The following is a 19714-nucleotide window of genomic DNA, read 5'->3' on the forward strand; positions in this document are numbered from 1 at the left end:
CTGATGACTGTCGCGATTGCTGATCTCATCATTCATGGGGGCTCCATCCTCACGATGGAGGAGTCCCAGCCCCGAGCCGAGGCGATCGCCATCGCCGGCGGTGAGATCTTGGCGGTGGGAGCTAAGGCGGATGTGATGGCTCACGCTGGGCCCAACACCCAGCGGCTGGATCTGGCGGGCCGCTCCTTGCTGCCTGGCTTCATTGACGCTCACGGTCACTTCGCCAATGCCCTGCAGGTGGTGGGCTGGGCCAACATTCAGAGGCCCCCGGCAGGGCCCGTGACCAGCATCGCCGACCTGCTGCAGGTGCTGCGCGAGCACGTGGTGCGCCACCCCGTTGCCAATGGCGAGTGGGTGATCGCCTATGGCTACGACCCGGATGGCTTCAGCGACGGCCGCCCGCTCGATAAGGCCGATCTGGATGCGCTGTTTCCGGAGAACCCGGTCATGGTGATCCACAACTCCAACCACGGCGCGGTGCTCAACAGCTGCGCTCTGGCACTGGCGGGTTACGACGCCAGCACCCCCGATCCCGCTGGTGGTGTGATCGTGCGCCGCCCCGGCAGCACTGAGCCCGCAGGTCTGGTGATGGAGACGGCCTTCATCCCCTTGTTCCTGCACATGCCACAGCCCTCCGAGGAGCAGCGGCTGGAGCAGTTTGAGATGGCACAGCGGCTCTACACCGCGAAAGGCATCACCACCGTGCAGGACGGCGCCACGGTGGCCGCCGATCTGGGCCTGTTTCAGCGGGCGGCGCGCGAAGGTCGCCTCTGGGTCGACCTGGTGTTGCTGCCGCTGGTGCTCGATGTGCCATCGATGCTGCGCGAGCGCTTCCCCGACTTTCACGGCCAACCACTGGAGCTCCCCCAGCCCGCGCGCGAGGCCTTCGGCAGCTACCGCGATCGCCTCAAGCTTCAGGGCATCAAGCTGCTGGTGGATGGCTCACCCCAGGGCAAAACGGCCTTCTGGGGCGAGCCGCTGCTCACACCGGGCCCTAATGGGGAGGCCAACTGGCGCGGTCAGCCGGTGTGTGCGCCTGAGCAACTGATGGAGGCGGTGGCTCAGCTGAGCGCTCAGGGCATTCAGCTGTTTTCCCATTGCAACGGTGATGCTGCGATCGACTTGATGATCGAGGCCTGCCGCCGGGCCGGGCTCCGGCCCGAGCAGGACCACCGCACGGTGATCATCCACTCCCAGTTCATGGCGCCCGGCCAGCTTGAGCAGTACGTGGAGCTGGGCCTGCACCCCAGCTTTTTCACGGTGCATGCCTTTTTCTATGGCGATGTGCACCTGGCCAACCTGGGGCCTGAGCGGGCTGGGCGCATGAGCCCGATGGCCAGTGCCATGGCTCTGGGGCTGCACTGCTCGAACCACAACGATTTTTCGGTCACGCCGATTGAGCCGATGCGCATGGTGGAAACGGCGATGACCCGCCGCACCCGCACCGGTGTGGTGCTGGGCGCCTCGGAGTGCGTGAGCGCTGAAGCGGCCCTGCGGGCCCTCACCATCGAAGCCGCCTGGCAAATCCGTGAGGAGACCAGCAAAGGCAGCCTGGCTCCTGGCAAGCGGGCCGACCTGGTGATCCTCGATGCAGATCCCACTGCTCTGGCCCCCGATCAGCTCAATGGCATCGCCGTGGTGGCCACCCTCAAAGACGGCGTTTGTGTGTACGGCTCCCTGGATGGAGGTCAGGCATGAGCAACGCCTCAGCTGTGGCACGCCTGCGCGGTGTCCCCGTCACGGTGGTGGGGGGCTACCTGGGTTCAGGCAAAACCACCCTGATCAATGGTTGGCTGCAACAGGGCGCCTGTGAGGGGTGGGCCCTGCTGGTGAATGATCTCGGCCAGATCAATGTGGATGCCGAACGCCTCCGCCAGGGCGATGGTCGTGTGCTGGAGCTCGGCGGTGGATGCGTCTGCTGCACACTGCGCGATGGCTTGGGAGTGGCGCTCCTGGAGCTGGCCAAGCGCGAGCAGCCTCCGGTTCATGTGCTGATTGAAACCAGCGGCATGGCGGTGCCCCGGCGGGTGGCCAGTCAGCTGCAGCTGTTGGGTTTGACCATCGCGCGGGTGTTGCAGGTGGTGGATTTGGAGCGGATTGAAACCCTCTGGCACGACCCCTGGGTTGGTGAGGTGGTGCAACAACAGTTCGAGGGGGTCGACGTGTTGCAGTTCAGCAAAGCCGATCTGCTGGAACCGGTGGAGGCCAAGCGGCGTCAGCAGTGGTTGCTTCAGCAGCTGGAGGCCCTCCAACAGCAGCCTGCTCCCCCCTCCCACAGCGAACGGCAACTGGTGCGGAGCGATGTCTGGCTGCAACTCGAAGCGCTCGAGCGCAGTCAGGTGCTGGCCTGGGCCGAGCAACTCGGTCCGGAGGTGCTGCGCGCCAAGGGGGATCTGTGGCTGGCGGATGCCCCCCATGGTCCCGTGAGCCTGGATGTCACAGGCCCTCGGCTCTCGTTGGCCGCGGCTCCCAGTCGCCCCTGGCCCAGCCCTTTGCAACGGCGCGGCCAGCTCGTGGTGATCAGCCGCGCCAATGCGGCTGCGCCCCGTTGGCCAGCCACCGTTTCGTCCCCCCGCCTCATCCCTGCATGAACAAGTCATCAACGCAAGCGTTGGCGGTGCCCTTTCTCGGGGTGCTGGCCAGCTTGCAATTGATCGATCCCACCGTGGCTAACACCGCCTTGGTGAAAGCTGGCGAGGCTCTGAACATGCATGGAGCCACCTTGGCTCTTGCCGCCAGCATCTCCACCCTGGCTCAGGCCGCCACGGTGCTGCTCATGGGTTTTCTCGGCGATCGTTTGGGCCGCCGGAAGGTGTTGATGGCGAGCCTGGTGCTGTCGATCGCTGGCGATGGCATCGCCTTGGCGGCTCCGAGTGCAGGCCTGTTTCTCGTCGGCCGTGCCCTGGTGGGGATCGGCGTGGGTGCGGTGTTGGCGCTCACCTTTGCGTCGGTGCGGTTTGTGAGCAAGCCCGAGGAGCTGGGTAAGGCCCTGGGTGTGTGGAACCTGCTGATCATTGCCGGCTTCATCGGTGGTTCCCTGGTGGGTGGCGTGTTGGCCGACAGCAGCTGGCGTCTGGCGCTCGGCTTGGTGCCGCTGATCGCGCTGCTCTGCCTGCCGCTTGTTCCGGTGCTGCTGCCCGCCATGCCCGCCAACCGAGAGTTGCGGGCGGACTGGCCGGGTCTGATCAGTATCGCCGCGGCGATGGTGCTGTTCCTCAGCGGCGTCAGCCATGCGGTGAGCGGGTTCACCTCACCCCAGTTCCTGATTCCCACCCTGGCCGGCGTGGTGCTCTTCGGCGTGCATGTGTTGATCGAACGCGGCCGCCAGGCACCGATCTTTCCGGTTTCCCTCTACGGCCGTGGCTGCTTTGCCGCGGCGATCGTGAGTGGCATCGCCTGGAACTTTGCTCAGGCGGTGGTTCAACTGCAGACCAGCAATTTCTGGCAAGTGGTGCAGCGTTACAGCACCAGCCAGGTCGCCCTCGCTCAGGTGCCGCTGCTGATCTGCTTTGCCGTTGGCGGCGTGGTGGCAGGTCGCCTGATGAGCCCAGGCCGCCGCACCACGCAGCTGATGGCGGGCGGAACGATCACCTTGGTGCTCGGGTTGTTCCTGCTCGCCGGTCTGCGCACCACCACCAGCTATGCCTCGCTTGTGGTGCCGTTGGTGTTGGTGGGGATCGGGCTGGCGTTCATTTCTGTGCCCCAGTCAGCGTTGTTTGTGCAGGAAGCACCGCCCCGCTATTTCGGCTCGGTGACCGCCTTCCGCACCACCACCGGTCAGCTGGGCTTTGCCCTGGGCTTTGCCGCCAGTGGCGCCATGGTGAATGGATTCGGTTTTGCCAGCCTGCGCGATCGCTTGCTCAAGCTGGGAGCCTCCCCCGCTGAGATCCCGGAGCTCGAAGCCAAGGTGCGGGCTCTGTTGAGCAGCGGCGCCCTCACGCAGCACAAAGAGACAACCTCGAAGGCCCTTGAGGTGATCGGCCAGGCCTACGCCAGTGGCTTGGCGGGCACGATGATCGTGGTTGGGTTGCTGGTGGGGTTGCTCGGCGCCATCAGCCTGCTGCTGTTGGTGATTGGTCATCAGCAGGGCAGCCAAGTGGTTGAGCAACCTCAGGGATGAGCATCGTTGTTCTGGATGGCTACACCACCAACCCAGGTGATCTGAGCTGGGAGCCGTTGTCTGTTCTTGCTCCGTGCACGGTGTGGGATCGCACGGCCCCTGCCGAGGTGAACGCTCGCCTCGCCGATGCCGAGATCGTGCTCACGAACAAAACGCCTCTAGCGGCGGAGACATTGGCGGCCCTGCCGAAGCTCAGGTTGATCAGTGTGTTGGCCACGGGCGTCAACGTGGTCGACGTAGCAGCGGCCAAGGCGCAGGGGATCACCGTGTGCAATGTCCCCGCCTACAGCACTCCAGGCGTGGCGCAAGCCGTATTCGCCCTGCTGCTGGAGCTCACCAACCGCACCGGCCATCACTCCGACAGCGTGCACGCCGGGCGCTGGAGCGCCGGGCCTGACTTCAGTTATTGGGACGGCACCTTGGTGGAACTAGCCGGTCTCACCCTGGGCGTGGTGGGCTACGGCGCCATTGGCGCGGCGGTGGCCGCGGTGGGTCGTGCCTTCGGCATGCAGATCCTTGGCAACCGGCGATCGGCCCAGGGGCCGATCCCTGAGGGTGGTGAGTTCGTCACGCTGGATCGCCTCTTCCAGGAGAGCGATGTGGTGACGCTGCACTGCCCGCTCACCCCGCAAACGGCAGGGCTGGTGGATGCGGCGCGGCTGGCTCAGATGAAGCCCACGGCCTATCTGATCAACACAGCGCGTGGTCCGCTGGTGCAGGAATCCCCTCTGCTGGATGCCCTCCATGCGGGGCGCCTGGCTGGTGCGGGCCTCGATGTCTTGAGCGTGGAACCTCCGGCGCCTGATCATCCCTTGCTCCGAGCCCCGAACTGTGTGATCACCCCCCATATCGCTTGGGCGACCCGGGCCGCTCGCCAGCGGCTGATTGCCCAGTCGGCCGCCAACATTGCCGCGTTTCTGGGGGGAGCACCGGTGAACGTGGTGCAGCCTGGTTAAGGCAAAGCAGCCGTGGGTACCCGTTCACAGCTGTAGTTCTCCCAGTCGCCACGTCGCTGGGCGAACTCCGGATGATCGGGATCCAGCGCTTGCCACCACCAGCGCCCATCGCTGTAGCTGGGGGTGCCGGCGTTGTTGGTGCGCGGCAGCTGCAGGCTCACGCCGCGCCACTGCAGCACGATGAAGGCCCCAGGCACGGTGCCGCTGGAGCTGTTGGGGATTTCGGCGGCATCCACGGCGCCGAGATGCACAGACGCCACCAGGGGATCGGCATCGCAGAGGAAGTGCTCAGGAGCCGGATCCACCAGGGCCAAGCCAGCCGGCGCTGCGATCAGATCCCAAAGCGGCAGCGTCAAGGCCAGGAGCAGTGCCAGGAGCAGTGCCAGGAGCTGGGTCACGGCAAGGGAGCGGGCCTGATCAGGATGGCGCAATGACCCTGGTGCTCGTGTACGACGGCGGCTGCCCGTTTTGCCGTCATTTCGCCCTGCGGAGTGAGCTGGTGGGTGGGGTGCCCGGGCTCCAGATCCGCGATGGCCGCGCCGATGCCGCGCTGCGAACGGAGCTCAAGGCTCGCGGGTTCAATCTGGCCCGCGGCGCGGTGTTGCTGGAGGGGGATCAGGTTTGGTTTGGGGCTGAGGCGATTGCTGAGCTCTGCACGCGCTTGCAACCAAGCGATCCACTGCTGGCTTTGCTGCGGCAGTTGTTCGCCGCACCTCCCCAGGCACGCCGCTTGTACCCACTGCTGCTCTGGGCCCGGCGCATGGCCTTGCACTGGAAAGGCCTGCCGGAAGACCCCGATCAAACGGGGCTCCGGCAGGCCTGAGGGATCAGCGGCGGCTGGGATCAGGCCACAGCAGCAGCAGCGCGATCGAAGTAGGTGCCGATCTCGCTCATCAGAGCGGAGCAGTCGCCGGGGGTGATGCCGTTGCGATCGTTGGCGATCGCAATGGCGGCGTCCTTCATCTTGCGCACGCCCTCAGCCACGGAAGCGCCAGGAACGCCCAGAGCCAGGTAGGTCTCACGCAGGCCGTTCAGGCAGCGGTCTTCCAGCACGGAAGCGTCGCCGGTGAAGATCGCGTAGGTCACGTAGCGGAGGATGATCTCCATGTCGCGCAGGCAAGCAGCCATCCGGCGGTGGGTGTAGGCGTTACCACCGGGGGCGATCAGGGCGGGCTGCTGATCAAAGAGGTCGCGAGCCGCGCCGGTGACGATCTTGGAAGCGTTGGAGGTGATGCGGTTCACAGCATCCATCCGCTTGTTGCTCTCAGCCACCATGGCGGCGAGGGCATCAATCTGACCAGCGTTCAGGAATTCGCCGCGGGCATCAGCCTGAGCAACGACCTTGGTGAAGGCGTCGAACATGAAGAACTGTGTTCTCGGGCTCAGGAATCTAGGAAGCGGCGTGCTGGCCCCGCGAGCGTGATCCGATGAAACACCGTTTCTCTGCGGCCTGGTTGGCTCTGGGCTGTCTGACCCTCACCCTCCCCCCCGAAGGGCGCGCGGAGCTGCCCCCGGCTGTCTACGCCCAGGAGCACCGCCAGGCCCCCTATGCGCTTGAACTGCTGGTGCGCAGCGTGCACCGCACGGGCAGCGTGGCTGCTGGCCAACAGTTGCAAGTGGTGGCCCAGGTGCTGGAGGTGAAACGCCAGCCCGCTGGCGCCCGCTTGAAGCCGGGTGATCAGATCCGCCTGAGCTATGGCCTTCCCCCCGCGCGTCCGCAGGGGTGGGCTGGCCCCTCCCCGGTGCCGCCTCTCGAGCCCGGCGAGCGCGTGCCCGCCTGGTTGAGCCCCGATCCAGCTGGGCCTGGCCGCTTTCAGCCCGCAGCGGGTGGCCGCTCCTTTGGCCCCTCGTTGGAAGCGGTGGTCGAGCCAACTCCGTAGGTGTTGGAGCGAGTGTCTGCCGATGGATATCCATGCATATCCATCGGCAGACACCGCTACCCCCGCATGCCCCCCCGCCTTGGCGCTTCCCTACGGTTCGGCCAGCGCAGTGCGAGTTGGGGAATCCATGCAGGAGTTGGTGCAGGCCTATTACGGCCAGGAGTTGCAGAGCAGCGCCGACCTCAAAACCAGTGCCTGCTGCGATGCCGATGCGGTGCCGGCCTGGTTGAAGCCGCTTCTGGCCAAGGTGCATCCGGAGGTGAGCAGCCGCTACTACGGCTGCGGGCTGGTGTGCCCGCCTCTGCTGGAGGGTTGCCGGATCCTCGATCTCGGCAGTGGCAGTGGCCGCGATGTGTATTTGCTGGCCCAATTGGTGGGTGCCAGTGGCGAGGTGGTGGGCGTCGACATGACGCCGGAGCAATTGGAGGTGGCCAGGCGCCATCAGGCTTTCCACGCTGAACAGTTCGGATTCAGCAACGTGCGTTTTCTTGAGGGGCGCATCGAGGCCCTTGAGCAGCTGGATCTGGAGCCGGGCAGCTTCGATGTGATCGTGAGCAACTGCGTGCTCAACCTCTCCACCGATAAGCCTGCGGTGCTGCGTGGTGCCCAGCGCCTCCTGAAGCCCGGGGGAGAGTTTTATTTCTCCGACGTGTACGCCGATCGGCGCCTGCCTGCGGCGGTGCAGAGCCATCCGGTGCTCTATGGCGAATGCCTCGGCGGCGCCCTCTACTGGAACGACTTTTTGCGTATGGCTCGCGGCGCCGGCTTTGCCGATCCGCGCTTGGTGAGCGACCGGCCGCTGGAGATCACCGAGCCGACCCTCGCTGCCCTGGTGGGAGAAGCGCGCTTTTATTCCGCCACCTATCGCCTCTTCAACATCCCCGAGCTGGAGGATGCCTGCGAAGACCATGGCCAGGCCGTGGTCTACCGCGGGTCAATCCGTGAATCACCCACCCGCCTCGATTTCGATAAGCACCACAGCATTGAAGCCGGCAAGGTGTTTCCGGTGTGCGGCAACACCTATCGGATGCTGCAGCAAACGCGCTTCGCCCCGCACTTTGAGTTCATCGGTGCGTTCGATCGCCACTACGGCTTGTTTGAGGGCTGCGGCAGTTCCATTCCGTTTGATCGCACTGCCGTCGGCATCGCGGGCGGGGCTGGCTCAAGTTGCTGCTGAATGAGTGTCCCTTCCTACAGCTGAGAGAACACAGACGCCAGCTGATTCAGCAGCCCCTCGCCATTGATGCTGCCAAGGCCAGTGGCTGCATCAAATCCTATGCCGGTGCTGGAGAGGTTAGTGTCTAAATTTCCGCCAGGACCTGTGCCGTTGACCGGTATGAGGTATTTCTGTTTGGTAGTTTCATCTTGGTATATGAGGGTGTATCCAGACCAATTGTCGGGATTGTTTGCGATGGTGAAAACATTGGCATTGTTGGTTCCTGCTGGGACGTCAAAAAATAATTTGTCTCTGTAGTCTGAATTGTAAGCTTCATAAAGAAGCGAGTTGATCATGCCGAATTTTAGATTCTGACCAAACCGCTCTCTGATGTATGATAAGAGGTTGGAGAGGAGCCCTGCAACAAGTGGTGTGGCGGCAGATGTGCCTCCGGCTATAGACACCTCAGGTACAAAATCTGTTTTAGCATTATTTGGGACTATGTCTAAGAAGTAATAATAGCTTGTGCTCTCTTGTTTTGTGCTGGAGCCAGCTAGGGCTGAAATGTCTGGATAGCGACGACCAGTCCCATGCCATTGCGTGCTGAGATTCTCTGTCTGGTATGCAGGCATTGGTAGGACAGAAGAATATTGCACTCCGCTGCCGCCAATCAAATTATCGAAGGCTCCTGGGAGCAGCGTCGAGCCAATAAAATCTTTGCTTGTGAATCGATTTGAAATTGTGGGATAAACTATTGCATCTTGGCGATCTTCTTTGGTTAGTGGTACAAACGAGTTGGCTTTCCATGCGTATTGGTCGCTGATTAGTCCTGTTAGGTTATCAATTGTGCTCTGGCTGAATGATGGTGGAAATGCTGTTGGTAGAGTAACTTCGCTGCGCGGCCATGTTATGGCTTTTGCATTTTTGTTCAAGGCTGTGCCGCCTACACTCAGGACTGCTGGGCTTTCGCTAGGGGAAGGAATTGTGGATCCTGTGGGCAAAAATTTACGGTTGCTGGACGCTCCCACGTCTCCAGATGATTGAACGATGGTCTGTCCCCTCAGTAATGCGTCGATAAATAATTCATTTAGAGCTTCAGTTAGGTTGAAGGTCCCTGGATCTTGCCCGAACTCAGATGACGACGAGATGATATCAACGCTTTTGTTGTAAATCAATTCAGCGAAAGAGCCGTAGAGCTTCGAGTCGCCTGAATTTGAGCTCATGTAGATATCTGATTTTGGCGCTATGGAGCGGGCTATGCTGAAGTCAAGCGAGGGTTCACCATAGATGTCAGCATTTTTTGGGTCGACAGGCGTATTGTCCGAGAAGAATTGACCAAGGGAAACTCTGGACAAGCGGTGTTTGAGCGGCGGCAGCGAGCAGAAAGAGTGGTTTTGGCTGCAAATTGCCTCTGAGGCCATTTTTTGATGACCTTGGCTCACATATCCAGCCACTTTCGGCTGGTTTTGAGGCTAAATAGAGGTGTGCAGGCACACCAAGTCCCTGTTCACACTGTCGCGAGTAATTGTCGTCGGGCCTGGTACAGATTCGACAGTGCCGCAAGCACGTTGATTTTGCAGCGGTTCTTGGCCAAGCCTCGCAGCCGGGTCTTTTGAAAGCCGAACTGCTGCTTGATCACACGGAAGGGATGCTCAACCTTGGAGCGGATGTGAGCTTTGGCCGTCTCGATCAGATCCTGCACCCTCCCATCCGGGGTGTCAGGAAGAGCCCTGCGCGTGCCGGGCCGCATCGCCACTCTGAACTCCGCTGTCTTGCCAGCCATTTCTGGTCTCTTGGCGATGCCCTGGTAGCCAGCATCGCCGTACACCACCTCCTCATCTCCATGCAGTAGCTCAGCTGCCGGGGTGAGGTCGTGCACGTTGGCGGCGGTGACGACAACCGAATGGATCAGGCCTGAGTCCTTGTCAACGCCGGCGTGGACCTTCATGCCGAAGTACCACTGGTTGCCCTTTTTGGTCTGGTGCATCTCCGGATCCCGCTTCCCATCTTTGTTCTTGGTGGAGCTGGGCGCTGCGATCAAGGTGGCATCGACGATCGTGCCCTGACGCATGGTTACGCCCCGAGCGGCCAGGAGCGCTTTGACGGTGTCAAAAATCTGCTCACCCAGCCCATGCTTCTCAAGCAGATGGCGGAACGTGAGGATCGTGGTCTCGTCCGGGATCCGATCGCTGATCAGCTCGATGCCGGCAAAGCGGCGCATGGTGGGCACCTCGATCAAGGCCTCTTCCATGGCCGGATCGCTGAGGGAGTACCACTGCTGCAGCAGATGAATGCGCAGCATCGTTGCCAGCGGATAGGGAGGCCTGCCGCCTTTCTTGCTCGCCTTGGGGTAGTGCGGCTCGATCAGATCGATGAGTGCCTGCCAAGGCACCACAGCCTCCATCTCGGAGAGAAATTTCTCGCGCTTGGTGCGCTTCTTGGCCGTGGTCAGCTCATAGTCCGTGAAACCGAGCTGCTTGCCGCCCATCAACCCAGTCCTGGTCTGCGATTACAGGTTCATTTTCGCGCAGACGGGCTGGGTTTTCCAGAATTTCCCAAGGTCTTCAGTGTTTGCCCCTTGTGCGCTTAGATAGTTGATGAGTGTGTTGTTTATGCTCAAATACTTGTTGAATTGATCGCCGCCGGTGCCAACGATGCCAAGGCCAATGCCCTTCCCACCGTTTGTTTCTGCTTGGTCAGGGTAATTATACTGGGCTGCAACTTCTAGCGGATAGTAAGCAAAGCTGGAAATGCCGTTTGGAGTGTTGTTCTCCTGAGGGCTCGGAGTAGTTTCTGGTGGATTGCTGCTTACTGTCCGTGATATACGACTGCCAATAACCGCGCGTGCGAAAGATTCGCCATCGCTCCCTCGGGCCGTCAAATAAGAATCAGTAAAATTTCCTGGATTATAGTAGTAGAGCATATCCTCAAGCCTTCGCTGAAAACAATATCTCTCCTTCCGGCAAGGAAAGCAGACTTAAAATCACCAAGAGTTAGTGTTGCTTTGACAGATCTCTGCTCTTGGTTTGCTTCTACATTTGTGGCGTTATTTTTTAGCAGGTAGTTGGCGACTGCTGTGAGATCTCCCTCTGAAGCTCCATACCAGCTGCGAATGTCTTCGGAGTTTAAGTTGTTGATGAATGACGCCTGTTGCCTGTAGGGAAGATTTAACAGCTCATTGGATTTAATGAAGCCTTCGGGCTTTTCTGTTGTTTCAAATGTGTTTCTCCTGAGGATGAACTGTACGTTTATCTTGGTTTCGTCTGTGAGTGATCTCTTCTGGCTGTCCGGCAGGTTGTTGCCAGGTGTTCCTTCAAGATAGTCCGAGGGAGTTAGGTAGGCTCCGGGGACCCAGGAGGCAAACTGATTGGAGTTGCGAATTTGATGAAGCATGTTGCCTTCGCTTGTGTTTGTAGTCTAGCGAGCACAAGTCGCTGCTATTTTTTGTTTACGTTTTTCATGGTCTTGTCCTTATGGGTGAATGAAATTGCTAACGCGCCTTGTTTGCGGCGCTCGCAAGGTCACCAGAGATCGGTAGTGCTGCAACTTCAGCAGGCCTGCCTCCTGTGGAGTGCGTCAGCTCCTCTCAAGGATCCCGCAGGCTTGCTACTGGGAGTGCCAGCTCATATGCATTCTATTCGATATTGCCGTTCTGCCCGTGCTGGATGCTGTTCTCCTTCTATCGGCCATGTCATTTGATCCCGGCTTTTCGGTGGCAGCAAGCGCGGAATCGGGATGGTGATGCAGTTGATCGATCAGGGCGTATTCACCCTTAACCAAAGAACCCCTGGCTGTTCAGCCAGAGCCCCAACGCCAGCATCGGCACGAACACGGTTGCAGCGATCTGGAGCTTGATCTTGAAGCCTTCGCTCAGCGCAGGTTTGGAGGCAGGAGCTTTGGAAGGGGGCGTGGGTTTCGGTTGAGATTTGCGCGGCATGGGGTGTTTCAAAGGGAACGAACGGAAGCAGCGGTTGGCTCAGCGGTGCTCAATTAGATCGCCTGCGGCGTAGCGCACCTTCGCCAAGCTGGCGTATTTGTCATCGCTACTGCGATAGCCGCAGGTGCACACCACACAGCTCTGGTACTCGCTGTTGTCCAGCCCAAGGATGCGGTCGTAATCAGTCGGGCTGAACCCCTCGATCGCGCAGGTGTCCACGCCCAGCAGGGCGGCGCTGGTGAGCAGGTTGCCTAGGGCGATGTACACCTGGTTTCCGGCCCATTGCCCAATGATCTGGCTGCGGGGGCCATCGATCAGATCCACCTGGATCATCTTGCGGTAGCCATCCAGGAGGCTGGCCTCAATGCCACGGGTGCTGGCGGTGGCTTCGATGAGCCGATCCGCATCGGCGGCGGTGATGGTCCGCTTCTTCAGCAGCACCACCAGATGGGAGCAATCGGTGATCTGGCTCTGATTCCAGGAATGGGGGCGCAGCTCGGCCCGGATGGCGGCATCGCTGATCACCAGAAACTTCCATGGCTGCAGGCCGTAGCTGGAGGCAGTGAGCACCAGCGCGTTTTCGAGGGCGCTCCAGGTGCTGGCATCGATCTGCCGGCTTGCATCAAACGCTTTCGTGGCGTAGCGCCAGCGCAGGGCGTCGAGCAGGGTGGTGGTGTCGGCGGGCATGCCATCGGGCCAGATGGTTTGCATTCTCCGTGTCCGCCTTCACCGCCAGCGAAAAGCCCCGGCTTGCGCCGGGGCAGGGGGTGTGAGGAATGGTGCATCTCAGTGAGGTGCCCATTGCCGCCGGCTTGGAGCAGTGGGGCGCTGGTGGCCGCGCCGTCACCTCGGCGGTACTCCATCCCTAGCAAGGTTGGTGCTACTGCGCCACAACCAGGGTGTTTGCTCCGCTGCGGCGCACCAGATCGGCCAGGGCATGCATGTCGTTGGAGCGGATCAGGCCGATGCATCCGGCGGTGCCGCTGTTCCAGTTGCGGCCGGCGCTGGGATCGAGATGGATCCCAAGCACGCGCCGGCCGGTGCTGAATTCGGGTTCGATGCCAATCCAGATCGGGCCCAGCTCCTTGGGATCGCGGTGCCCCAGTGGTTCGATCGCGCCCAGCCGATAGCGGCCTATCGGGAGGGGCGCTTCGCTACCCATTTGATCGCGGTTGGCGCCCTGACGATCGGCTCGGCCGCTCACGGCGTCGAAATGGCGCACGGGCTCACCGGGAATGTCGAGCCGGAGATCCCAGATCGGATCTCCGGTGCGCGGTAGCCGCCGTGAGGTGCGCTCCAGGGTGAGCAGCGGCATCGGCTGCAGCGCTGCCGGCGGGGAGGCCATGCCCAACTCCAGCGTTGTGGCTGCAAGCAGCATCGGCAGGGGCATCCGGTGTCACCAGCGCAGAGCTGATGACAACTAGGCGGCATTGTTTTTCGCCGGTGAACCTAAATCCGGTTGTCCGGCTGGCACTCGCTCTTAGAAGCCGTAGGGCAGGCAGGCCAGCTGCACATCAGACACAGACGCCATCACCTCTGTGGGCACGGCATCGCGCATGGGCAGCAGCTTGATCACCTCTTCCAGTTCACTGATCTCCTCCTTGCAGAGGTGGGAACTGCGGCCGTAAGCCGGGTTGCTTTTGAGCGAGTTCACCAGGGCTTCAGCTTGCCGGCAGGCTTGGGCACTGCTGGTCTCGATGCACGACTGCACGCCCGTCTCCAGGCTCCAGAGGCTTTGGCCCGCGAGGGCTGAGCCGGCGCCGGCGCTGAGCACGATCAGAGCTGTGAGGGTGCGGTGTAAGGGGCGGCGGTTGAGCATCGATCGAGTCCGGTCGCCACTGATTGTGGCGCCGTTGCTGACAACACTCCAGGTTCTCGCCAGCTTGTTGACAGCACATCGATCTCGATGGCCGATTCCCGTCATCGCTTAAGCCGTCAGTTCCGCGTCAGCAACGGCGACGGCTTTGAGCTCAAGCACGTCGATCCCGGCAGCACCGACCACGCTGAGCCCGGGGGGAAGCAGGTGGCTGCAGCGGCCTTGGCGCAGGGGGTGGAGCGCATGGCTGAGCTGCAGGACAAGCTCTACGCCCAGGACCGCTGGGCGTTGCTGCTGATCTTTCAGGCCATGGATGCCGCCGGCAAGGACGGCACCATCAAGCATGTGATGAGTGGGGTGAATCCCCAGGGCTGCCAGGTGAGTTCGTTCAAAGCGCCTTCAGCCATCGACCTCGATCACGATTACCTCTGGAGGGCCAATCAGTGCCTTCCTGAGCGCGGCCGCATCGGCATTTTTAACCGCAGCTACTACGAGGAAACCCTCGTGGTGCGCGTTCACCCCGAGATGCTGGCCCGGCAAACCATTCCACCCGAGCTGGTGGGTGAAGACATCTGGCAGCAGCGCTACCGCGATATTCGCCATTACGAAGATTACCTAGGCCGCAATGGCGTGGTGGTGCGGAAGTTTTTCCTGCATGTGTCGAAGAAGGAGCAGAAACGGCGCTTCCTCGAACGGCTCGATAATCCAGAGAAAAACTGGAAATTCTCGGCGGCCGATATCCGGGAGCGTGCCCACTGGGAGGCCTACATGGACAGCTATGAACAGATGATCCGCCATACCTCAACCGAGCGCGCCCCTTGGTATGTAGTACCCGCCGATCACAAGTGGTTCACGCGTTTAGTGGTGGCCGATGCTGTGATCGATGCCCTTGAATCCCTCAACCTTGCCTACCCAACGGTGAGTGAGGAAGCACGGCGTGCCCTCGCCGAGGCCCATCAGCAATTGCTGGAGGAGTGATGGCGGATTCTTCGGTTGTGGAGCACATGATGCCGCAGACGTTTCAGCATTATTTGCTGGGCCTTTTTGCGGTTGCGAACAACATCCCAGCCCTGGGGCCGTTTCTCAATCTCCAGGAAGGTCTGCCCCGCACTCAGGCACGCCATGTGATTCGCGTGGCCACGATCACGAGCTTTCTGATCATGATCAGCTCGTTTCTCTTCGGCACAGCTGTTCTGCGCTTTTTCGGCATTGGCGTGAGCGCCTTCCAGATTGCCGGTGGTCTTTTGCTCGGCGCCAGTGGTCTGAGCATGCTCCACTCGAATGATCCTGGTGGTGCTAGCGAGAAGCAAGTGGATACCTCTCGGATCAATGCCGGGCAAATGACATCCACGGCCATCGTTCCCATTTCGCTGCCACTCACCACGGGTGCAGGAACCATGTCAACCATCACGGTGTATGCGGATTCGGCAGACAGCTTTCCGCACCGGATGGAGCTGTTGGCGGCCATGTTGGTGATGACTGTGCTGATCGCCTTGATGTTTAGCTTTGCGGCGCGGTTGACCCAATGGCTGGGTCATGTGGGTATGACGGTGTTGATCAAGGTGATGGGCCTTTTCACCCTGGCGATTGGGATTCAGTTCATCGTGACAGGATGCATCACGATCCTTGAACATATCCCCCTGCAGCTGGCGAGCTGAGTTAGCCCCCACTGCCAAGCCTGCCCAGAATCAGCAGGCAGATGGCGCCGGCAATGGTGGTGAGTTGGTAGGTGAAATCAACCCGGTTGATCCGTTGCATCACGGCGGGATGATCACTTGCCGGTGCCCGGCTGATCAGGTTTGTGCTCCAGACGAACAGCCAGAATTCAGCCGTTGCCATCAAGTACCCAAATAGATAGAGCTTGTCGAGAAAGGTGAGGTAGTCGAGCGCGGGCAGCTCGGCATGGGCGCCCTCCTGAAGAAACACCAGGGTGAGTAGAGCCGTTGAGGGGATGGCGAGGCGCAGATCGTTGAGATCACCCTCCAGGTTGGGAGCCAGCAGCAGGATCACCATCACGGCCATCCACGGGAGCACGAACCGGTAAAAAGCAGCCCAGCCGTTGGTGCGGTACGTGATTTCAAACGTTGCGATGCTGTAGTCGCCAGCATTGGCAACCCCCTCCTCGCCGAAGCTGGTGGTGTAGGTGTGAATGCCGCTCGAAATCCGGCTGGCCTCCGTGCTGTAACCGTTGAGATTGATCGAATCGCCTTTGATTTCCTCAAGATCGGGATTGGGAACCAGCACGATTCCCTCGGATCCCATCGAAAACATGGATGGGCGTGTTTCCAATGAGATGGGGAGCTCCAGTGATTCGAAGGGAAAGCCGCGGAGGTTCTGCAGGTCGTCGTAAAACTTGCTGGAGAATTTGAAAGATTGAAGGTAGCGATTCCCTGGTAGTTTTTCCGGTTCGCTGCTGTCGGGCTCGATTTGCGAATCAAAGCCTTCCACCTGGTTCACCAGCTCTACCAGGTCGGTAACGGGGATCTGGTTGGCTTCGATGATCGTTTGGATTGATTCAGGCCATTTCAGCCAAAACCATCCTTCTGCATTGAATGTTTTATCTTTCAGCGACAGGTTGTAGATATTCTTGATGTGCATGCCCGTCTCGATCTGGCGAGCCGGGCTCACGTTGGGCGCCGGTTTGATGTTGGGTCCCGGCTCGTCGTTCACCCCCAGCGTGGTGAGGCTGAAGATTCCCACCGCAAGGAAGCTGATCAGGCCTGCCAGCCAAGATCGCTTCAGCTGCATGGTGATGAACGCATCTCGGGGAAACCGTACCGCTCGTAGGCATGTGCTGACACGTGCGCTCCCCGCCCATGGATCCGGCGAATATTGAGGGATGTAAACGGAGCAACGGATGACCGAGGCGAAGCGACCGCTCAGCTGGCTGAAGAAGTTGGTCCCCTCCGCCCTGCGTTCCAGTGCGGCCAAGAGTGGCGCCGCTGGCTCGGTACCCCGCTCACCGTCTTCTCCCGCAGCAGCCTCGTCCATGGCTGCTCCAGTCACCACCCATGTGGTGTTTCTGCCCCGGGATCCCCAATGGGCCTATTGCTTCTGGGCGATCAGTGACACCGACCGCGAGAAGGCGCGTCAAGCCGGTGCCACCAGCTTGTGCTTACGGGTTGCCGACGTGACGGGTCTGGCCGGTGATCAGTCACACCCGCATGCCCTTCAGGAGTTGGTGGTGGACAACCACGCCAGCGAGTGGTTCCTCCCGGTGCCCGTGGATGGGCGCGACTACCGCGTCGAGCTGGGCTATCGCCTGCGCAATGGTGGTTGGTACTCCCTGGCGTTTTCGGCCGTGGCCCAGGTGCCGGCTCTCGAGCCCAGCCAGCGCGTGGCCGATGCCTTCGTGCCCTTCAGCCTGGATCAACCTCAGCAGTTCTCCATGCCGGAGGCGGGCAGTGGTGGCGGTGTGCAGCACGAGCAGGTGTATCAGATCGCTACGGCGGCGGGTCTGCGCAGTCGCCGGGTTGGTTCAGAGGTGCTCCATGAATTGGAGGCTGGCCAGCAGGGCCTCCTCAATGATTCCGGTGCTGGTGTGTGGGCCAGCGGTCGCAGCGAATCCGGCAGCGGCCTGGTGCGTCAGCGTTCGTTTTGGTTGGTGGCCGACGCGGAACTGATTGTGTATGGCGCCACCGATCCCAGCGCGAGCCTGTTTATCGGTGATCAGCAGGTGGCGCTTTCGGCCGATGGCACCTTCCGCGTGCATGTGCCGTTCCGGGATGGCCAACAGCTCTACCCGATCCGGGCCGTCGCCGCAGATGGGGAGCAGGAGCGTTCGATTCGCCTCGAGTTCGAGCGCCGCACCCCCGAAGCGCGGGTTAATACCCGCGAAGACGCTGTTGCTGAGTGGTTCTGAGGGGGATTTCCCCCCTACGCCACCTTCACCGCCTGGGCAATGCGCTGGAACATGTAGCCCATGCCCCGTGCGGTGAGGATCAGCTCAGGGTTTTCCGGGTCGTGCTCGAGCTTGGCCCGCAGCCTTGAGATGTGCACATCCACCACGCGGCTGTCGGAGGAGCGCTCTGGCTTGTAGCCCCACACCTTCTCGAGCATGTCGAGACGGCTGATCGGTTCACCCGAGCGGCTGATCAACAGCTCCAGCAGGTTGAATTCCATGCCGGTGAGGCGAATCCGCTCCTCGGCGCGGAAGGCCTGGCGGCGGTTGAAATCCACGCTCAGATCACCCACCACCACCACGTTGGCGGCAGCACCACCGCCGCTGCCACCGCCGGCTTGGCTGGTGTTGGCGCGGCGCATCACACAGCGAATGCGCGCCTCGAGTTCCTTCGGGCTGAAGGGCTTCACCATGTAATCGTCGGCGCCCAGCTGCAGCCCGGTGATTCGATCGGCCACATCGCCTAAGGCGGTGAGCAGGATGATCGGCACTTCCGATTGGGCCCGAATCCGCTCCACCACGGCGAAGCCGTCAAGCTCCGGCATCATCACGTCGAGCACCACCAGGTCGGGCTCAGAGCCGCGAAAGAGTTCGAGGGCTTCGGCGCCATTGCTGGCCATCAGCACCTCGTGGCCCTGCATGGTCAGGCGAGTCTCGAGGATGCGGCGGATGTTGGCCTCATCGTCTGCCACCAGGATCTTCAGGCCCTCAGGACGGCTTGTCTCACTGGTTTGAGTCATGTCCCACACCGCTTCTGTGGGCAGTTTCACCGTCGAGCGGGCTCGATTGGTTGGTTGCGCGTCGGTTTAGGGGCGATTGTTACAAGGCCTCGATGAACGGTTTTCCGTCGTCTGCAGCACCTACCGCTGCTGTGAATCCCATCCAGACTCAAGCCAGGACGAGGAAGGCGACATGCAGGATGTGGTGTTTGAACTGATCAGCGACCAACCGGGTCGACTGGTGGCCACTGCGCGCGCCCAGCACCTGCAGATCCAGGCCACCAACCTCGAGGAGCTCCAGCACGAAGCCCGCGAAGCGTTGATGGGTCACTACGGCCCTAGCCATGTGGCCTACCGGGTGCGTCTGCGTCGCTCGGTGCGCCAAGCCAGTCGGGCCCAGTTTGCGAGAGGTTGCGCACCTGCAGCCATGCCCCTGAAGCGGTGCTAACAACGGGTCGCCTCTGATGCACAGGTCATGAATGCCCTGCTGTTTGCCTCAGCCGTGGCCCCCAAAGGCCTGCCGGTGATCCTCCCCGCGCTTGCTGGTGCCGGGATTCTGATCTTCCTCTCGCAATTGTTTGTTCCCAAGACCTGATCCCCGCAGGTTGAAGCCGTCAGAGGTGATCTCTGTTGCGGCGCAATCGGGCTGATCCGGTCACAATGGCCGCGCATCTTGTGATCTGCAGTGGCTCAACCTGATCTGGTGCCGCTCTCCCAGCTTGAGCAGGAGCTCGGGATCGGCCGTGTTGATCTGCTGCTGCTGCTGCGCCGCCTCGGTATCCAGCCCCTGCGGCGCGGCATGCGCACACTGCTCACGACCGAGCAGGCCGAACAGCTCGCGAACCATGTGGGCAGTGGCGCATCGCTGGAAACCATCACCGCTGAGCTGGTGTTGGATGAGCCAGGCCAAGACAACCTCCCCGTGCCGATGGGTGAGAGCTGGGGGGAGGCGGCGCGCTATGCCCAGCTGCGCCTGCTGCGCGAACGGCTTGAGATCCTGGAGGCCCTGATGCGCAGCGGCATCGAGCTCGACAGCCGCCAGCTCTGTGATCTGTTGGACTTGCGTCGCCTTCCGGCTGTTCAGCCTTTGGACGATGACGCCATGGGCTTCATTCGCATGGGTCTGAAGTTTTCACGGCATCAGCGCCCTGGGCAGCGCAGCAGCTGGCGAATCGGTAGGGCCTGAAGGCTGTGGGGTATCAACACCCGGTTGCTTTTGAAGATCTAGC

The 19714-nt window shown here is 61.3% G+C and carries 24 protein-coding genes; 12 read left to right on the top strand and 12 right to left on the bottom strand.

The window, feature by feature from the left end; all coding sequences use genetic code 11:
* Positions 1-3: 3 nt before the first annotated feature.
* From CB0101_RS00465 to CB0101_RS00480, 4 genes are read left to right on the top strand one after another with little or no spacing between them, the layout of a single operon-like run.
* Positions 4-1698: an amidohydrolase gene (locus tag CB0101_RS00465; RefSeq protein ID WP_010309984.1), complete on the top strand. Its 1695-nt coding sequence runs from the start codon at positions 4-6 to the stop codon at positions 1696-1698.
* A complete protein-coding gene (locus CB0101_RS00470) occupies positions 1695-2591 on the top strand; it encodes a GTP-binding protein (RefSeq protein WP_010309981.1) in 897 nt (298 codons plus the stop codon). Before CB0101_RS00465 ends, CB0101_RS00470 begins: the two co-directional genes overlap by 4 nt.
* Positions 2588-4120, top strand: a complete 1533-nt coding sequence (locus tag CB0101_RS00475; protein WP_010309978.1) for an MFS transporter — start codon at positions 2588-2590, stop codon at positions 4118-4120. The genes CB0101_RS00470 and CB0101_RS00475 overlap by 4 nt, the downstream gene beginning before the upstream one ends.
* Complete coding sequence (locus CB0101_RS00480; protein WP_010309976.1) at positions 4117-5076, top strand: D-2-hydroxyacid dehydrogenase; 960 nt, start codon at positions 4117-4119, stop codon at positions 5074-5076. Before CB0101_RS00475 ends, CB0101_RS00480 begins: the two co-directional genes overlap by 4 nt.
* On the opposite strand, the gene CB0101_RS00485 is transcribed toward CB0101_RS00480, so the two are convergent.
* Positions 5073-5474, bottom strand: coding sequence for a hypothetical protein (locus CB0101_RS00485; protein WP_029553039.1), 402 nt, complete (start codon positions 5472-5474; stop codon positions 5073-5075). The genes CB0101_RS00480 and CB0101_RS00485 overlap by 4 nt on opposite strands.
* Before the next feature lie 32 nt (positions 5475-5506).
* Between CB0101_RS00485 and CB0101_RS00490 the strand changes: the two genes are divergently transcribed.
* Positions 5507-5899 carry a DCC1-like thiol-disulfide oxidoreductase family protein gene (locus tag CB0101_RS00490; RefSeq protein ID WP_010309971.1) on the top strand — a complete coding sequence of 131 codons (393 nt, stop codon included), beginning with the start codon at positions 5507-5509 and terminating at the stop codon, positions 5897-5899.
* Between the two features lie 20 nt (positions 5900-5919).
* On the opposite strand, the gene CB0101_RS00495 is transcribed toward CB0101_RS00490, so the two are convergent.
* Complete coding sequence (locus tag CB0101_RS00495; RefSeq protein ID WP_010309969.1) at positions 5920-6438, bottom strand: phycocyanin subunit beta; 519 nt, start codon at positions 6436-6438, stop codon at positions 5920-5922.
* Positions 6439-6503: 65 nt separating this feature from the next.
* Between CB0101_RS00495 and CB0101_RS00500 the strand changes: the two genes are divergently transcribed.
* Positions 6504-6956: a hypothetical protein gene (locus CB0101_RS00500; protein ID WP_010309966.1), complete on the top strand. Its 453-nt coding sequence runs from the start codon at positions 6504-6506 to the stop codon at positions 6954-6956.
* A gap of 127 nt (positions 6957-7083) precedes the next feature.
* Positions 7084-8133: a methyltransferase domain-containing protein gene (locus tag CB0101_RS00505; RefSeq protein WP_010309965.1), complete on the top strand. Its 1050-nt coding sequence runs from the start codon at positions 7084-7086 to the stop codon at positions 8131-8133.
* 14 nt (positions 8134-8147) lie between these two features.
* Here the strand turns inward: CB0101_RS00505 and CB0101_RS00510 are convergent, their stop codons facing one another.
* The 8 genes from CB0101_RS00510 to CB0101_RS00540 form a co-directional block, all read right to left on the bottom strand.
* Positions 8148-9554, bottom strand: coding sequence for a S8 family serine peptidase (locus CB0101_RS00510; RefSeq protein WP_136643900.1), 1407 nt, complete (start codon positions 9552-9554; stop codon positions 8148-8150).
* Between the two features lie 65 nt (positions 9555-9619).
* Positions 9620-10600, bottom strand: a complete 981-nt coding sequence (locus CB0101_RS00515; protein WP_136643901.1) for an IS5 family transposase — start codon at positions 10598-10600, stop codon at positions 9620-9622.
* Between the two features lie 21 nt (positions 10601-10621).
* Positions 10622-11035 (bottom strand): hypothetical protein, encoded by a 414-nt coding sequence (locus CB0101_RS00520; RefSeq protein WP_136643902.1) that lies wholly within the window; start codon positions 11033-11035, stop codon positions 10622-10624.
* Positions 10990-11505 (bottom strand): protease pro-enzyme activation domain-containing protein, encoded by a 516-nt coding sequence (locus tag CB0101_RS00525; protein ID WP_136643903.1) that lies wholly within the window; start codon positions 11503-11505, stop codon positions 10990-10992. The genes CB0101_RS00520 and CB0101_RS00525 overlap by 46 nt, the downstream gene beginning before the upstream one ends.
* A 379-nt stretch (positions 11506-11884) precedes the next feature.
* Positions 11885-12049 carry a hypothetical protein gene (locus CB0101_RS15160; RefSeq protein ID WP_010309955.1) on the bottom strand — a complete coding sequence of 55 codons (165 nt, stop codon included), beginning with the start codon at positions 12047-12049 and terminating at the stop codon, positions 11885-11887.
* A gap of 39 nt (positions 12050-12088) precedes the next feature.
* Entirely contained in the window at positions 12089-12760 is a 672-nt protein-coding gene (locus CB0101_RS00530) for an NAD(P)H-dependent oxidoreductase (protein WP_010309953.1), read from the bottom strand.
* Between the two features lie 169 nt (positions 12761-12929).
* Positions 12930-13427, bottom strand: coding sequence for a L,D-transpeptidase (locus tag CB0101_RS00535; protein ID WP_246833794.1), 498 nt, complete (start codon positions 13425-13427; stop codon positions 12930-12932).
* Between the two features lie 102 nt (positions 13428-13529).
* Positions 13530-13868: a hypothetical protein gene (locus tag CB0101_RS00540; protein ID WP_010309948.1), complete on the bottom strand. Its 339-nt coding sequence runs from the start codon at positions 13866-13868 to the stop codon at positions 13530-13532.
* A gap of 87 nt (positions 13869-13955) precedes the next feature.
* On the opposite strand from CB0101_RS00540, the gene CB0101_RS00545 reads away from it, so the two are divergent.
* Both CB0101_RS00545 and CB0101_RS00550 read left to right on the top strand, forming a co-directional pair.
* Positions 13956-14843 (top strand): polyphosphate kinase 2 family protein, encoded by an 888-nt coding sequence (locus tag CB0101_RS00545; RefSeq protein ID WP_010309945.1) that lies wholly within the window; start codon positions 13956-13958, stop codon positions 14841-14843.
* A 29-nt stretch (positions 14844-14872) separates the two neighbouring features.
* Positions 14873-15523 (top strand): MarC family protein, encoded by a 651-nt coding sequence (locus tag CB0101_RS00550; RefSeq protein WP_071778142.1) that lies wholly within the window; start codon positions 14873-14875, stop codon positions 15521-15523.
* Position 15524: 1 nt separating this feature from the next.
* Here the strand turns inward: CB0101_RS00550 and CB0101_RS00555 are convergent, their stop codons facing one another.
* Positions 15525-16856 carry a hypothetical protein gene (locus CB0101_RS00555; protein ID WP_246833795.1) on the bottom strand — a complete coding sequence of 444 codons (1332 nt, stop codon included), beginning with the start codon at positions 16854-16856 and terminating at the stop codon, positions 15525-15527.
* On the opposite strand from CB0101_RS00555, the gene CB0101_RS00560 reads away from it, so the two are divergent.
* The gene (locus tag CB0101_RS00560) at positions 16753-17727 is read left to right on the top strand and encodes a DUF4912 domain-containing protein (protein WP_371413633.1); all 975 of its coding nucleotides are present in this window, start codon (positions 16753-16755) and stop codon (positions 17725-17727) included. The two genes, CB0101_RS00555 and CB0101_RS00560, sit on opposite strands and share 104 nt — an antisense overlap.
* 14 nt (positions 17728-17741) lie before the next feature.
* Here CB0101_RS00560 and rpaB read toward each other — a convergent pair whose 3' ends face one another.
* On the bottom strand, positions 17742-18506 hold the full coding sequence (rpaB, locus tag CB0101_RS00565) for a response regulator transcription factor RpaB (protein ID WP_010309936.1): 765 nt from the start codon (positions 18504-18506) through the stop codon (positions 17742-17744).
* A gap of 172 nt (positions 18507-18678) precedes the next feature.
* On the opposite strand from rpaB, the gene CB0101_RS00570 reads away from it, so the two are divergent.
* Both CB0101_RS00570 and CB0101_RS00575 read left to right on the top strand, forming a co-directional pair.
* Positions 18679-18933, top strand: a complete 255-nt coding sequence (locus tag CB0101_RS00570) for a hypothetical protein (protein ID WP_010309934.1) — start codon at positions 18679-18681, stop codon at positions 18931-18933.
* A gap of 255 nt (positions 18934-19188) precedes the next feature.
* Entirely contained in the window at positions 19189-19671 is a 483-nt protein-coding gene (locus CB0101_RS00575; RefSeq protein ID WP_168187921.1) for a hypothetical protein, read from the top strand.
* Positions 19672-19714: the final 43 nt, after the last annotated feature.

This window comes from Synechococcus sp. CB0101 (assembly GCF_000179235.2).
Taxonomy (GTDB): Bacteria; Cyanobacteriota; Cyanobacteriia; order PCC-6307; family Cyanobiaceae; genus Vulcanococcus.

Excerpts from the sequence above, each read along its gene's own strand:
- CB0101_RS00465 (WP_010309984.1), top strand. The coding sequence starts at position 4 with ATGACTGTCGCGATTGCTGATCTCATCATTCATGGGGGCTCCATCCTC.
- CB0101_RS00470 (WP_010309981.1), top strand. The coding sequence starts at position 1,695 with ATGAGCAACGCCTCAGCTGTGGCACGCCTGCGCGGTGTCCCCGTCACG.
- CB0101_RS00475 (WP_010309978.1), top strand. The coding sequence starts at position 2,588 with ATGAACAAGTCATCAACGCAAGCGTTGGCGGTGCCCTTTCTCGGGGTG.
- CB0101_RS00480 (WP_010309976.1), top strand. The coding sequence starts at position 4,117 with ATGAGCATCGTTGTTCTGGATGGCTACACCACCAACCCAGGTGATCTG.
- CB0101_RS00490 (WP_010309971.1), top strand. The coding sequence starts at position 5,507 with ATGACCCTGGTGCTCGTGTACGACGGCGGCTGCCCGTTTTGCCGTCAT.
- CB0101_RS00495 (WP_010309969.1), bottom strand. The coding sequence starts at position 6,438 with ATGTTCGACGCCTTCACCAAGGTCGTTGCTCAGGCTGATGCCCGCGGC.
- CB0101_RS00500 (WP_010309966.1), top strand. The coding sequence starts at position 6,504 with ATGAAACACCGTTTCTCTGCGGCCTGGTTGGCTCTGGGCTGTCTGACC.
- CB0101_RS00505 (WP_010309965.1), top strand. The coding sequence starts at position 7,084 with ATGCAGGAGTTGGTGCAGGCCTATTACGGCCAGGAGTTGCAGAGCAGC.
- CB0101_RS00515 (WP_136643901.1), bottom strand. The coding sequence starts at position 10,600 with ATGGGCGGCAAGCAGCTCGGTTTCACGGACTATGAGCTGACCACGGCC.
- CB0101_RS00520 (WP_136643902.1), bottom strand. The coding sequence starts at position 11,035 with ATGCTCTACTACTATAATCCAGGAAATTTTACTGATTCTTATTTGACG.
- CB0101_RS00525 (WP_136643903.1), bottom strand. The coding sequence starts at position 11,505 with ATGCTTCATCAAATTCGCAACTCCAATCAGTTTGCCTCCTGGGTCCCC.
- CB0101_RS15160 (WP_010309955.1), bottom strand. The coding sequence starts at position 12,049 with ATGCCGCGCAAATCTCAACCGAAACCCACGCCCCCTTCCAAAGCTCCT.
- CB0101_RS00530 (WP_010309953.1), bottom strand. The coding sequence starts at position 12,760 with ATGCAAACCATCTGGCCCGATGGCATGCCCGCCGACACCACCACCCTG.
- CB0101_RS00535 (WP_246833794.1), bottom strand. The coding sequence starts at position 13,427 with ATGCTGCTTGCAGCCACAACGCTGGAGTTGGGCATGGCCTCCCCGCCG.
- CB0101_RS00540 (WP_010309948.1), bottom strand. The coding sequence starts at position 13,868 with ATGCTCAACCGCCGCCCCTTACACCGCACCCTCACAGCTCTGATCGTG.
- CB0101_RS00545 (WP_010309945.1), top strand. The coding sequence starts at position 13,956 with ATGGCCGATTCCCGTCATCGCTTAAGCCGTCAGTTCCGCGTCAGCAAC.
- CB0101_RS00550 (WP_071778142.1), top strand. The coding sequence starts at position 14,873 with ATGCCGCAGACGTTTCAGCATTATTTGCTGGGCCTTTTTGCGGTTGCG.
- CB0101_RS00555 (WP_246833795.1), bottom strand. The coding sequence starts at position 16,856 with ATGGACGAGGCTGCTGCGGGAGAAGACGGTGAGCGGGGTACCGAGCCA.
- rpaB (WP_010309936.1), bottom strand. The coding sequence starts at position 18,506 with ATGACTCAAACCAGTGAGACAAGCCGTCCTGAGGGCCTGAAGATCCTG.
- CB0101_RS00570 (WP_010309934.1), top strand. The coding sequence starts at position 18,679 with ATGCAGGATGTGGTGTTTGAACTGATCAGCGACCAACCGGGTCGACTG.